Source organism: Rhizobium sp. WYCCWR 11146 (assembly GCF_013591995.1).
Taxonomy (GTDB): domain Bacteria; phylum Pseudomonadota; class Alphaproteobacteria; order Rhizobiales; family Rhizobiaceae; genus Rhizobium; species Rhizobium indicum.
Genome location: NZ_JACCEY010000043.1, coordinates 251,503 through 265,189 on the forward strand (window position 1 = coordinate 251,503; position 13,687 = coordinate 265,189).

Annotated in this window: 10 protein-coding genes; 6 read left to right on the plus strand and 4 right to left on the minus strand. The window is 61.6% G+C overall.

The features are described 5' to 3' along the window. Nucleotides 1-254 precede the first annotated feature (254 nt). The 4 genes from HX899_RS34330 to HX899_RS34345 all read left to right on the plus strand — a co-directional run bounded on the left by HX899_RS34330 (nt 255) and on the right by HX899_RS34345 (nt 5,660). Nucleotides 255-1,646, plus strand: coding sequence for a multicopper oxidase family protein (locus HX899_RS34330; protein WP_181294509.1), 1,392 nt, complete (start codon nt 255-257; stop codon nt 1,644-1,646). A 164-nt stretch (nt 1,647-1,810) separates the two neighbouring features. Next, complete coding sequence (gene rnd, locus HX899_RS34335) at nt 1,811-2,956, plus strand: ribonuclease D (RefSeq protein ID WP_003547127.1); 1,146 nt, start codon at nt 1,811-1,813, stop codon at nt 2,954-2,956. A gap of 177 nt (nt 2,957-3,133) precedes the next feature. Next, nucleotides 3,134-4,195, plus strand: a complete 1,062-nt coding sequence (locus tag HX899_RS34340; RefSeq protein WP_181294510.1) for an adenylate/guanylate cyclase domain-containing protein — start codon at nt 3,134-3,136, stop codon at nt 4,193-4,195. 106 nt (nt 4,196-4,301) lie between these two features. Further along, the gene (locus tag HX899_RS34345; protein WP_181294511.1) at nt 4,302-5,660 is read left to right on the plus strand and encodes an esterase-like activity of phytase family protein; all 1,359 of its coding nucleotides are present in this window, start codon (nt 4,302-4,304) and stop codon (nt 5,658-5,660) included. A 280-nt stretch (nt 5,661-5,940) separates the two neighbouring features. On the opposite strand, the gene ppx is transcribed toward HX899_RS34345, so the two are convergent. From ppx to HX899_RS34365, 4 genes are all read right to left on the minus strand, one after another. Next, entirely contained in the window at nt 5,941-7,458 is a 1,518-nt protein-coding gene (ppx, locus tag HX899_RS34350; protein WP_181294512.1) for an exopolyphosphatase, read from the minus strand. A 12-nt stretch (nt 7,459-7,470) separates the two neighbouring features. After that, entirely contained in the window at nt 7,471-9,675 is a 2,205-nt protein-coding gene (locus HX899_RS34355) for an RNA degradosome polyphosphate kinase (protein WP_062940729.1), read from the minus strand. 66 nt (nt 9,676-9,741) lie between these two features. Next, on the minus strand, nt 9,742-10,455 hold the full coding sequence (hdaA, locus tag HX899_RS34360) for a DnaA regulatory inactivator HdaA (protein ID WP_029872928.1): 714 nt from the start codon (nt 10,453-10,455) through the stop codon (nt 9,742-9,744). Beyond that, nucleotides 10,448-11,572 carry an AI-2E family transporter gene (locus HX899_RS34365; RefSeq protein WP_138328336.1) on the minus strand — a complete coding sequence of 375 codons (1,125 nt, stop codon included), beginning with the start codon at nt 11,570-11,572 and terminating at the stop codon, nt 10,448-10,450. Before HX899_RS34365 ends, hdaA begins: the two co-directional genes overlap by 8 nt. 246 nt (nt 11,573-11,818) lie before the next feature. Between HX899_RS34365 and purM the strand changes: the two genes are divergently transcribed. Beyond that, entirely contained in the window at nt 11,819-12,892 is a 1,074-nt protein-coding gene (purM, locus tag HX899_RS34370; RefSeq protein WP_181294513.1) for a phosphoribosylformylglycinamidine cyclo-ligase, read from the plus strand. Then, nucleotides 12,889-13,560: a phosphoribosylglycinamide formyltransferase gene (gene purN / locus HX899_RS34375; protein WP_181294514.1), complete on the plus strand. Its 672-nt coding sequence runs from the start codon at nt 12,889-12,891 to the stop codon at nt 13,558-13,560. The genes purM and purN overlap by 4 nt, the downstream gene beginning before the upstream one ends. Nucleotides 13,561-13,687: the final 127 nt, after the last annotated feature.

Below are 13,687 nucleotides of genomic sequence, written 5' to 3' on the forward strand. Positions count from 1 at the left end.
GATCTCAAATCCTGGCATGTGGCTTAAGACGGCAGCAAGGGTTCCAAGACCCTCAAGCGCCGACAAGAAAATCGGGCGGAAAAGCGCATGGACGCTCCGATTTGTCAAGGCTTGGCGCACGCAGCCCGGCGTTTGACACGCGTTTATGGCGAGGCTGCGACCGGTATGCTGCGGCAGTTTGGCCGCGCTTCCTGTATTGATGAAGATGCCGGTCAACTTTAAAAGGATCGGCATTCTCACCGTGGAGCATCCGCATGCCTCTCCTTAGCCGCCGCAACCTTCTCAAGGCATCCGCTGTGGCGGGTGCCTATGGCGTCGGCATCGGCATTGCCGGTAAATTCGGATTTGCCGAGGCGGCTCCCGAGCCGCAGCTGCTGACGGCGGTGAAGACCGAGGCCATGCTGACCGAGGCGGGACCGACCAGGGATATCATGAGCTGGGGCCATGACAGCATGCCGCCGATTCTCAGGATGAGGAAGGGGCGACCCTATGCGGCGCGGCTGAAAAACGGGCTCGACGAGCCGACGACGATCCACTGGCACGGGCTTCGCATCGACAACCGCATGGACGGCGTGCCGTTCATGACGCAGCCCTACGTCTATACCGGCGACAGCTTCGACTATGCCTTCACACCGCCCGATGCCGGCACATTCTGGTATCATCCACATTGCAACACGCTGACGCAGATGGGGCATGGGATGACCGGCGTCATCGTCGTCGAAGATCCGGCCGATCCGGAATTCGATGCCGAGGTGGTGCTGAACCTGCGCGACTGGCGGCTCGGCGGTGACGGGCAGTTCATCGCCGCCTTCCGGCCACGCGACGCGGCCAAGACCGGCACCTACGGCACGGTGCGCACCGCCAACTGGCACCAAGAGCCGCGATATGACGCGCCGGCCGGCGGGCTGGTGCGGCTGCGCATTGCCGTGACCGATGTGACGCGGATCTTCTCGCTGAAGATGGAAGGCGCCGAGGCCACCGTGATTGCGATCGACGGCAATCCGGTGCCGAAGCGTTTTCCCCTCGACCTCCTGCAGATCGGACCGGGCCAACGGCTCGATCTTGCCGTGCGCATGCCGGATGATGAAGGCGCGGTCGCGACGCTCGAGGATATCCGCGGCACGACGCCGAAGACGATCGCCAGCCTGCGCGCGGTCGGATCATCGTTGAAGCGCGCCATCGGCGATCTCGGGCCGCTTATCGACAATCCCGTCCAGAAGGCCGATCTTTCCGTCGCCGAGCAGATACCCCTGGTGCTGAGCGCAACTGCCGAGAATGCCGCCGTCGAAAGCATCTGCGGCACGCTCGGCTACAGTTTCTGGGCCATCAACAAGGTGCCGTGGCCGGGCGACACGCCCGATCCGACGGCGCCGCTTGCGGAATTGAAGCTCGGCAAGAGCTATATCTTCAATCTGGAGAATACCACGCCGCATGCGCATCCGATCCATCTGCACGGGATGAGCTTCACGGTGATCTCCTCCTCGACGCGGGAGGTGATGCCGCTGGTCTCCGATACCTATCTGATTCAGCCGGACGAGAAGGTGCAGCTTGCCTTCGTCGCCGACAATCCCGGCGACTGGCTGCTGCATTGCCATATCATCGAGCATCAGAAGACGGGGATGACAAGTTATCTTAGGGTCAGCTGAGGCCGCCTGCACTTTCACCGCGATTGCGGCCATGCATCGTGCCTTGCCTCAGTTTGGACGTGATTCTTAGCCAGCAATGCTCGAAGCGTATGCTGTTGTATTGACATATCGAACCGAAAGGAGAAGGAAGGTTTAACCGACCTTTTCCTTGCGAATGAAATGATATGATCGAAACCACCGCCGATTTGGCGGCCGCCTGCAAAGAGCTGGCCAAGTCCGACTTCATCACCATCGACACCGAATTCCTGCGCGAAACGACCTTCTGGCCGGAGCTCTGCCTGATCCAGATGGCAAGCCCGACGACGGAAGTTCTCGTCGATCCGCTGGCCAAGGGCATCGATCTCGCCCCCTTCTTCGAGCTGATGGCCGATACGAAGGTGCTGAAGGTCTTTCATGCGGCCCGCCAGGACATCGAAATCATCTTCAATCGCGGCAATCTCATTCCGCATCCGATCTTCGACACGCAGGTCGCCGCCATGGTCTGCGGCTTTGGCGACAGCGTCTCCTATGACCAGTTGGTCAGCCGCATCAAGAACGTCCATATCGACAAGTCGTCGCGCTTCACCGACTGGAGCCGCCGGCCGCTTTCGGACAAACAGCTGGATTATGCGCTGGCCGACGTCACCCACCTGCGCGACGTCTACCTGTCGCTGAAGGCGGAACTTGATCGCGAAGGCCGCACCTCCTGGCTCTCCGAGGAAATGGACATTCTCGAGTCGCGCGAAACCTACGACATGCATCCAGACGATGCCTGGCAGCGGCTGAAGATGCGCCTGCGCAAACCGCAGGAGCTGGCGATCCTGAAATATGTCGCCGCCTGGCGCGAACGCGAGGCGCGCGCCCGCAACGTGCCGCGTTCACGGGTGCTGAAGGATGATGCGATCTACGAGATCGCCCAGCAGCAGCCCAAGGATACCGAGGCGCTCGGCCGTCTGCGCACCATTCCGAAGGGTTGGGAGCGCTCGACTTCCGGCGCCGCGGTCATCGAGGCTGTCAACACCGCTCTTGCTCTTCCGAAGGCCGATATGCCGCATGTGCCACGCCAGGCGCAGGCGCCCGAAGGGGCCGCTGCTGCCGTCGAATTGCTGAAGGTTCTGCTGAAGCTGATTTCGGAAAAACACGGCGTGGCGCCGAAGGTGATCGCCAACAGCGAGGATCTCGACAAGATCGCCGCCGAGGGCGAGAAGGCCGAAGTCGCCGCCCTGCACGGCTGGCGGCGCGATCTTTTCGGCGAGCCGGCACTGCAACTGATCCAGGGCGCGATCGCTCTGCGCTTCGTCGACCGGAAGGTCGAAACCGTCAGCCTCTAAGGCGACTGCATCACGCCTTAAATCGGCATCGATTTAAGGATAGATTATGCAGTCATTCAAAGTGCTGCAGCGCCGCGCGTCTGAAAAAGCCGCGCAGCGCTGTAATTTCGAATTCGCTTGACGGTTTTTTCCGGCCTGAAACAATGGCGGGAAGAAACATCACGGCGCAGAGGCGGCATGCGGGAAATAACTCCGACACAGAATTGGATCCTGATCACGATCGTCCTTGCGGCCAGCGGCGTCGTCTATGATCTGATGTTCTACTCCAATCAGACGCCGATCATCGGGGCGATCTTCGCGCTCTTCATCGGCATGCCGATCCTCGCCTTCGAGCGCAAGGTGCTGTTTCGGACGCTTTATAGACGCATCCAGAAGCTGCCGACCTTCGCCTTCATCATCACCGAGCTGCTGATCTACGAAATCCTGATGAGCATCGGCTTTGCCTGCGCCGGCCTGCTGCTCTGGTCGCTCGGCATGGTGAAGCCGGTGTCGCTCCTCGACCTCGTCATCATGCCGTTCGAAGTCTTCCTCTATGCCCTGGCGGTCTGCACGATGCTGATCTTCGTCTTGCGCGTGCGAGAACTGCTTGGTCGTGAAGTTTTCCTCAGCATGCTCATCAGCCGCTACCGCAATCCGGTCAAGGAAGAGCGCGTCTTCCTGTTCATCGACCTCGTCGATTCGACGGCTTTTGCCGAAAAGCACGGCGACCTCAGGGCGCAACAGCTGCTGAGTTCACTGTTTGCGACCTTCGCCGAGCCCGTCAGGCGCCACAAGGGCATGATCAACGACTATGTCGGCGATGCGGCGATCATCACCTGGCCACTTGCCCGCGGCGTCAAGAATGCGCGTTGTGTGCGCTGCATCTTCGATATCCTTGCCGATATCGACGCCAATGCCGCCGGCTGGCGGAAAAATTACGGGCAGGTGCCGAAGCTCCGTGCCGCCCTTCACGGCGGCGAGATCATCACCGCCGAAATCGGTGTCGATCATCATAAGATCAGCTATTTCGGCGATACGGTGAACACCACCGCCCGGTTGGAGACGCTCTGCCGCAGTCTGAACAGATCGATTCTGATTTCCAGCGAGCTTGCCCGGCGCATGAAATTTCCCGACGACATATCCTGCGAGGATCTCGGCACCCATGCCGTGAAGGGACGCGGCCAGGCGCTCGGCGTCATGGCGCTCTCCTCGCGCGCGGTCACCGTGCTGAACACGCAGGCGGTCATACTGCACGGCTGAGCAACGACTACACCGGACGTCACCAAAGCTTCACCCAACCGTCAATTCGCTGACACGGAAGCCCTGCTAAGCGGAAGGCCTTTGCAATCCGTTCCACGGGGATATTATGAAGAACGTCCTTTTTGCTTCCGTATCGCTTTTCATCCTGGTCGCGGGCGCCGCTTCGGCCGACCAGCAGCAGTTCCCGGCCAAACTCGCGGGCCAGGCGATCCTGCCTGCCAACACCATGGTTCCGGCGCCGGCCGATGCCCCCGAATTCCTCAAGCATTCCGGCAAGTTTACGACGCCGGACCGCAAGCGCACCGAAGCGCTCGGCACCGTTCCCGGCAAGGACGGAGCCCGCATCACCGATCTGAAGCTTCCCTTCGACGGCCAGCCGATCCAGGGTTTCTCGGGGGTCAAGACGATGGCCGACGGCACCTTCTGGACGCTCTCCGACAACGGCTTCGGCTCGAAGTCCAATTCGTCGGACTCCATGCTCTTCCTGCACCAGATGAAGTTCGACTGGGCCGGCAACAAGGCCGAAGTCGTCAAGAACCTCTTCCTCTCCGATCCGAACAAGATCGCTCCGTTCCCGATCGTTCTCGAAGGCACCGATACGCGTTATCTTACCGGCGCCGACTTCGACATCGAATCGATCCAGCCGGTTGCCGACGGCTTCTGGATCGGCGACGAATTCGGTCCCTACATCCTGAAGTTCGACACGTCAGGCCGCCTCACCGACGTCATCCCGACGACGCTCGACGGCAAACCGGTGCTTTCGCCCGACAATCCGCTTCTCTCGGTTCCGGCCAACCCGGCTGCGAAAATGCCGGTCTTCAATCTGAAGCGCTCCGGCGGCTTCGAAGGCTTCGCCATGTCGAAGGACGGCGCCAAGCTCTACGGCCTGCTCGAAGGCGCCATCTACAAGGATGACGGCACGGTGGAAACGGTCGACGGCCACACCGCCATCCGCGTCATCGAATTCGATGTCGCTTCGAAGAAGTGGACCGGCCGCAGCTGGCTCTATCCGTTCGAAGACAAGGGTGTGTCGATCGGCGACTTCAACATGCTCGACGAAACGACCGCTCTCGTCATCGAGCGCGACAACGGCGCCGGCACGACGGACAAGGCCTGCGCCGACCCGAAGCAGCCGAAGCCGGATTGCTTCGAAGCTCCGGCCGTGCTGAAGCGCGTCTACAAGATCGAGTTCAACGACGCCAATGTCGGCAAGGCCGTCCGCAAGATCGGCTATATCGATCTCCTGAACATCCAGGACCCCGACAACAAGAAGAAGGCCGGCAGCAAGGACGGCGTTTACGACATGCCCTTCGTGACGATCGAAAACGTCGATCGCGTCGACGCCACGCACATCATCATCGGCAACGACAACAACCTGCCCTTCTCGGCCGGCCGCGCCGTCGACAAGGCCGACAATAACGAGTTCAGCCTGCTTGAGGTTGGCGAGTTTTTGAACGCGAAGTAAGTTCGGAATTCTCGGGTTGAAAATGCAGAGGGCGGCGCGAAGGCGGCCCTTTTTCGTTGACGCTGTGCCGTGTGTGCCCCCTCTGCCCTGCCGGGCATCTCCCCCACAGGTGGGGAGATTGGCTGGGCGCAGGGGCTTCCCCAAACAATCAGCGATTCAACTCGGCTTGACGTTCAAGATGCGGGAAGGTCATGCCACTTGTAATCTCCCCACCTGTGGGGGAGATGGCCGGCAGGCCAGAGGGGGGCCTCCTCGGCACAAGTCTGGTTGTAAATCAGACCTACTCGAACCGAAACGCCAACCGCTTGTTCGTCAACTTCGAAAGCTGCTGCAGGCGGCCGTCCAGGCGTTCGCCGGCGAAATCGCGATATTCGGGAGGCACGACGAATTCGAGGTCGAGGTCCGGGCTCGATGATTTGCGGAAGGTCAGGTTTTTGACGATGCCGGGCATCGAGGCCGAGAAGAGGTAGACGACGCGCAGCATGCCGCCGAGCAGCTTGGCGCGCTCGATGAGCTGCGGCGTGGCGATCTGCGCCAGTTGACCGGTGGCGCCGTCGTCATGCAGGCCTTCGAAACGGTAATAGTTGGAAAGCGCGATAAAGGCGCGGCCGGGATGACTGATGCCGACGAAGGAAGAGTGGGCGATGACGTTCAGCGCCTGCAGGCCGCGATAGTCCGGATGGGCGCGCCAGCTGATATCGGCCAGCAGACAGGCCGCCTGACGGTAGCGGCCTTCCTCTTGGGTTTCCTGGATGCCGAAGAGGGGCATCATGCGGCCGGTCCATTCCGCCAGCTCGCGGGCATGCTCCGGCGAACGGGCACGCAGGATCGCCAGTTCGCCGGCGGCGGCAAGCAGCGGATCCAGGCGGCGCTCGGACTCCGACAGCAGCGAATAGAGATATCCCTCGCGCACACCCTGCGCCGAGAAGGAAATCACCGACGGCTTCATCGCGCTCAGGACTTCCTTCATGGCGATAGCGCCGAAGGGCAGCAGCGAACGGCGGTGCTTGGAAACGGCCTGCAGCGCCGGCTCCCTGGAATCGCGCGCGGTCACCTGTTCGAGGAACAGCATCATCGCTTCGAGCGACACCTCATAGCCCTGCATCATATGCAGCGGATAATGGGTGATTTCCATGTGCAGCTTGGCAATGTTTCTCCAGGTGCCGCCGACGGCGTAGAAGGTGCGCCCCTCGCCTTTCGACAGCAGCTTTGCCGTCTTCAGCTGCTTTCGGGCAAAGGTCCGGGCCTTGGAAAGCGAGCCGCCGGCATATTCCGACAGGCGCAGGCCGCCGAGCGGCAGCGTGATGCCCTTGCCGAACTCCTTGCCCTTGATATCGATCAGTTCCAGCGAGCCGCCACCGAGGTCGCCGGCAATGCCATCAGGATTGTAGAAACCGCTGATGATGCCGAGCGAGGCGAATTTTGCCTCTTCCTCGCCCGAGAGCACGCGAACCTTGCGGTTAAGGATGGTTTCTGCCTGATGGATGAAATCAGGACCGTTGCTCGCCTCGCGCGCGGCCGCCGTCGCCAGCACATACATGGTGGCAGCGCGCGCCTGGTCGGACAGAGCCTTGAAACGGTGCAGCGCCGCCAAAGCCCGCGCGACGCTGTCTTCATCCATCTTGCCGGTAAGGGCGACGCCCTTGCCGAGGCCGCAGAGGACCTTTTCGTTGAAGAGGACGGTCGGCGAACGGGACATGCCTTCGTAGACGACAAGACGAATGGAATTCGATCCAATATCGACGACGGAGACCGGGGCGATCCCCGGAAGGCGCCCCTGGGCTTCAGATTCAACCATTTAGGTCCAGTATTACTTGTTGTTGCGGCCTTCGAGCAGGCCGGCGATCAGCTTCGGCGCACTGGACTTCAGAGCTTCACCACGGCCGGACAGGCTCGGATTGGTCATGAAATACTGCTGCGCGTTGAACGGTTCTTCGCCCCTGCGCACTTCCATGCGACGCGACGTACCGTCGGGCAATATCTCGTAGCTTTGTTGATTGTCAATCACGTTGCCAAGCATAATCTGTGACAAGACCTGCTCGTGAACGGTGGGATTCGTCAGCGGAACCATGGTTTCGACGCGGCGATCAAGGTTTCTCGGCATCATGTCGGCCGAGCCGATGTAAACCAGCGCCTTGTCGGACGGCAGGCCGTGGCCGTTGCCGAAGCAGAAGATGCGGCTGTGTTCGAGGAAGCGGCCGACGATCGACTTGACGCGGATCTTTTCCGAAAGGCCAGGCACCTGCGGACGCAGGCAGCAGATGCCGCGCACGACGAGATCGATCTCGACGCCGGCATGGCTGGCGCGATAGAGCGCGTCGATGATGTCGGGATCGACAAGCGAATTCATCTTCATCCAGATCGCCGCCGGTGCACCGTTCCTGGCGTGCTGGACCTCTTCCTCGATGTGACGCAGGATGCGCGAGCGCATCGTATAGGGCGAGATGGCGAGCTGCATGCCCTCTTCCGGCTCGCCGTAGCCGGTGATGAAGTTGAAGATGTTCGCCATGTCGTGGGCGATGACGGGATTGCAGGTGAAGTAGGAGAGATCGGTATAGATCTTCGCGGTGATCGGGTGATAGTTGCCGGTGCCGAGATGGCAATAGGTACGCAGTTTGCCATCCTCGCGACGGACGACCAGCGACATCTTGGCGTGGGTCTTGAGCTCGATGAAGCCGAAGACGACCTGGACGCCGGCACGCTCGAGGTCGCGCGCCCAGCGGATGTTCGCCTCTTCGTCGAAGCGGGCCTTGAGCTCGACCAGCGCCGTCACCGACTTGCCGGCTTCGGCGGCATCGATCAGCGCGCGAACGATCGGGCTGTCGTTGGAGGTGCGGTAAAGCGTCTGCTTTATCGCCAGGACGTCAGGATCGCGCGCAGCCTGGAGAAGAAACTGGACCACCACGTCGAAGGATTCGTAGGGGTGATGGACGACCATGTCCTTTTCGCGGATGGCGGCGAAGCAGTCGCCGGCATGTTCGCGGACGCGCTCGGGAAATCGCGCATTGTAGGAGGGAAAGCGCAGATCGTCGCGGGGCGCCTTGGTGATCTCAGACAGGGTGTTCAGCGCCAGAAGACCAGGCAGAACGGCGACGCGATTATCAGGGATATTGAGCGCCTGAACGACGAACTGACGCAGCGAGGCCGGCATTTCCGAGTCGGTCTCGATGCGGATGACCTTGCCGCGGCGGCGGCGTTTCAGCGCCGTTTCGAAGAAGCGGACGAGATCCTCGGCCTCTTCCTCGACTTCGATATCGCTGTCGCGGATGACGCGGAACGTACCGGAGCCCTGCACCTCGTAACCCGGGTAGAGCCGATGGATGAAGATATTGGCGACATCTTCCAGCGTGATGTAGCGGATTGTGTTTCCATCATCCGGCAGGCGGACGAAGCGGTCGAGCGCCACCGGCAGGCGCAGCAGCGCCGTCATCGGCTCGCGGCCGTTCTTGCTGACGAGCTGCAGACCGATGGAGAAGCCGAGATTCGGAATGAAGGGGAACGGATGGGCGGGATCGATCGACAGCGGCGTCAGCACGGGGAAGATCGCCTGTTCGAATTCGGCGGCCAGCCACTGGCGGTCGCCCTCGCTCAGGGCGCCGGGGCGCACGATCAGGATGTCTTCCTTGGCGAGATATTGCTGCAGCACGGCGAGCGAGGCCTGCTGCTCCATCTGCAGATGGTCGATCTCCTGCAGGATCGAGTCGAGCTGCTCGGCCGGCGTCTTGCCGTCCGGGCTGCGGATGGCGATATTCTGGCGTACCTGGCCCTCGAGGCCGGCGACACGCACCATGAAGAATTCATCGAGGTTGGCGGCCGAGATCGACAGGAAGCGGACACGCTCGAGCAACGGATGCTCGGTGTTCAGGGTTTCTTCCAGGACACGGCGATTGAACTGCAGCCAGGAGAATTCTCGGTTGATGAAGCGCTCGGGGCTCTTGAGCAACTCTTCCAGCGGGGGGGTGTTGTCGTTGATTTCCGGAGTGAGTTCCTGATGTTCTGCGACTGCACTATCCATGGTCCGCTTACCCCGTTTTCAATCGCCAAAGGCAATTATATCAGTTTGACGACGGAACTGTGACAGTCAATCGGCCGGTTCCGAATTTCCCAATTCATTCAATACTTCGGCAGCAAGAGACCGGGTGATTTTCGTGCCCCGCGACAGGGCCAGCCGGTCAAGCCTTTCGACGATTGTCTGGGCCGCGTTCAGCGACCGCTCCATCCTGACAACGATATAGAGCACGAGTTTGTCATCTATATAAAGCTGCCGGTCGGCGAAGAGCTTGACGATCACCTGCGACAACAGCGCCTCATCGGGTTCGCCGATCTCGACGACGGTTGCCGCTTTCAGCCGCGAGCGCAGATCGGGCAGCAAAACCGGCCACGACATCGGCCAGAGACGGCTGGTGATCAACAAGCTGGTACCGTTTTCGCGGACGCTGTTGATGACGTGGAAGAGCGCATTGTCGTCGAATCCGAGGCGGTCGGCGTCCTCGAACAGCACCGGGCCGGCAGCGGCGGCAACCGCGGCGTCCGAGCCAAGCTCGGGATGGATATCGACGGCGCCGCTCAATTCCCGCCAGATGCGGGCGAGATGCGATTTTCCCGAACCGACGGGGCCGGCGAGCACGACGACCGGCGATGGCCATGCCGGCCAGGCATCGACGATCGAAACGGCGGCGGCAAGACGCTCCGAGATCAGGAGGTCGTCGCGCCCGCTTGCGGCATCGTGCGAAAAGACCAGCGGCAGCTGCTCTCCGGCCTTGCGCTTCGGATCAGCGTTTTTCACGTCATTCATTGGGAACTGATTTCGTCTTCCGGGCGCGGCCACTGGGCGACCCGCCAAAATAAAGATCACTCTGAAGGTAGCGTGAAAGCGCGAAACGAACAAGGACGCCGACGGCCGCCGCCGCCGGCACGGCAACCAGAAGCCCGACGAAACCGAAGAGCGCGCCGAAGGCAAAGAGCGCAAACATCAGCCAGACCGGATGCAGGCCGACACTGGAGCCGACGAGCTTCGGCTGCAGAATGTTGCCTTCCAGGAACTGACCGCTGAAGAAGACAACGAGCACCAGGCCGATCCACGGATAATCGGGCCAGAACTGCACAAGCGCGACGCCGACCGCCAGCACGAGGCCAACCATCGAGCCGACATAGGGAATGAAGCTGATCATGCCGGCGAAGAGGCCGATCAGCAGGCCGAAATTCAGCCCGACGAGAGAAAGGCCGACGGCATAATAGATGCCGAGGATGAGGCAGAGCGAGCCCTGGCCGCGGATGAAGCCGGCAATCGCCTGGTCGATCTCCTTGGCGATCTGGCGAACATCGCTGACATAATCGCGCGGGATCCATTGGTCGACCTTGGCGACCATGCGGTCCCAATCGAGCAGGATGTAGAAGGCGACGACGGGGGTGACGACGAGCAGCGATATGACGTCGACGATCGCCTTGCCGGAATTCCAGATCTGCGCAAAGAGCCCGGTGAGGAAGCCCATGCCCTCCGACAGGATGCCCGAGAGATTGTCCTTGATCGTGCCCATCTGGTTCTCGACCCAGTCCGGCAGCAGCGAATTCTGCGCCTGCGCGATAAACTGCTGTAATTGGCTGATATAACCCGGCAGACGTTGAGCGAAATCGTTGAACTGGCTGATCAGCACCGGAATGAGGATCATCAGCGCCAGCGCGAAGACGATGACGAAGGCAACGAGAATGCCGATGGTCGCCATCATGCGGCTTAGACCCAGCCGCTCCAGCCGGTCGGCCACCGGATCGAGGAAATAGGCGATCGCCATGCCGGCGATGAAGGGCAGCAGGATCGAGCTGAAGACATAGAGAAAGGCGATGAAAAAGACGAGCGCCGCCAGCCAGAAGAAGATCTGACGCTTGAGAATGTTCCCACTGACTTGCTGTGGCATTGCCTTCCCCGCTGATCGCTCGCCGCCGCCGAACGCCGCATGCGATCCGAAGCGGCCATTCAGCACATAGGATGCAGGCGCAAAGATGGTCAACCCTGTCGCGCCGAATCCCGGAAAGGCCGGAAGAAGACGCGGGAAATTGGGGGCTTTTGCCATGCAGCGCTTGCATAAAAGCCCCTGTCATGCAATTGCGACCGGCAGATGACGCGGCACGTTTGCCGCCTGAAATAGCCATCGGAGACCAGCATGAGCCAGTCTGGGAAAAACGGCCTGACATATAGCGATGCGGGCGTCGACATCGATGCCGGCAACCTGCTCGTCGAGAAGATCAAGCCGGCGGTGCGCTCGACCCGCCGTCCCGGCGCCGACGGCGAGATCGGCGGCTTCGGCGGGCTTTTCGACCTCAAGGCGGCAGGCTTTACCGATCCGGTTCTGGTCGCCGCCAATGACGGCGTCGGCACCAAGCTGAAGATCGCGATCGATGCCGACTATCACGACACCGTCGGCATCGACCTCGTCGCCATGTGCGTCAACGATCTTGTGGTACAGGGCGCCGAGCCGCTGTTCTTCCTCGATTATTTCGCGACCGGCAAGCTTGACCCCGAGCAGGGCGCGGCCATCGTCGGCGGCATTGCCGCCGGTTGCCGCGAGGCCGGCTGCGCGTTGATCGGCGGCGAGACGGCCGAGATGCCCGGCATGTATTCCTCCGGCGACTACGATCTCGCCGGCTTTGCTGTCGGTGCGGCCGAACGCGGCAAGCTCCTGCCATCCGGCGATATTGCCGAGGGTGACGTGATCCTCGGCCTTGCCTCCTCCGGCGTCCATTCCAATGGCTTCTCGCTGGTGCGCAAGATCGTCGAATTGTCCGGCCTCGATTGGGATGCACCGGCGCCGTTCGCCGAGGGCAAGAAGCTTGGCGAAGCCCTGCTCGAGCCGACACGCATCTATGTGAAGCCGCTTCTGAAGGCGATCCGCGAGACCGGCGCCATCAAGGCGCTGGCGCACATCACCGGCGGCGGCTTCCCGGAAAATATTCCGCGCGTGCTGCCGAAGCATCTGGCGGCCGAGATCGATCTTGCCGCCGTCAAGGTGCCGCCGGTGTTTTCGTGGCTCGCCAAGACGGGCGGCGTCGAAGCCAAGGAAATGCTGCGCACCTTCAACTGCGGCGTCGGCATGATCGCCGTCGTTGCCGGCGAGAATGTCGCGACGGTTTCCGCCGCACTCGAAGCCGAGGGCGAGACAGTTATCACGCTCGGCCGCATGATCGCCCGCGAAGAAGGCGCTGCCGGCACGGTCTACAAGGGCACGCTTGCCATATGAGCTCGCCGCGCAAACGCGCCGTCGTCTTCATATCAGGCAGCGGCTCCAACATGATGGCGCTGGTTGCGGCGGCAAAGGCAGCCGACTATCCGGCCGAGATCGTCGGGGTGATCTCCGACAAGGCGGATGCCGGCGGGCTTGCCAAGGCCGCCGCCGAAGGCATCGCCACCTTCGCTTTTCCCCGCAAGGACTACGCCAGCAAGGATGCGCATGAGGCGGCGATCTTTTCGGCGCTCGACGAGCTTAAACCCGATATTCTTTGCCTGGCAGGCTACATGCGGCTGCTGACGGCGACATTCATCCAGCGTTACGAAGGCCGGATGCTCAACATCCACCCTTCCCTGCTGCCGCTGTTTCCCGGCCTGCATACGCATCAGCGGGCCATCGACGCCGGCATGCGGATCGCCGGCTGCACGGTGCATTTCGTCACCGAAGGCATGGATGAGGGGCCGGTGATCGGCCAGGCGGCCGTGCCGGTTCTTTCCGGCGACACGGCCGAAAGCCTTGCCGCGCGTGTGCTCACCATCGAACACCAGATCTATCCACAAGCGCTGCGGCTCTTTGCCGAAGGCCGTGTGACGATGGAAGACGGCAGGGCCGTCGGCGCGGAGGCATCGACCGCCGCACCCAAAGCTCAATTGATTTCTATGATCGGCGACCGGGCTTAAGCGCATTGCCACGCGGCGTGAATGGCCGCCCCTCATCCGGCTGCCGCCACCTTTGTAACTTCCCTTTACCCGCTGTTGGCGCTGTAATGCCTATTGCGGTGGTGGATGGAAGACCGATGCACCTTTG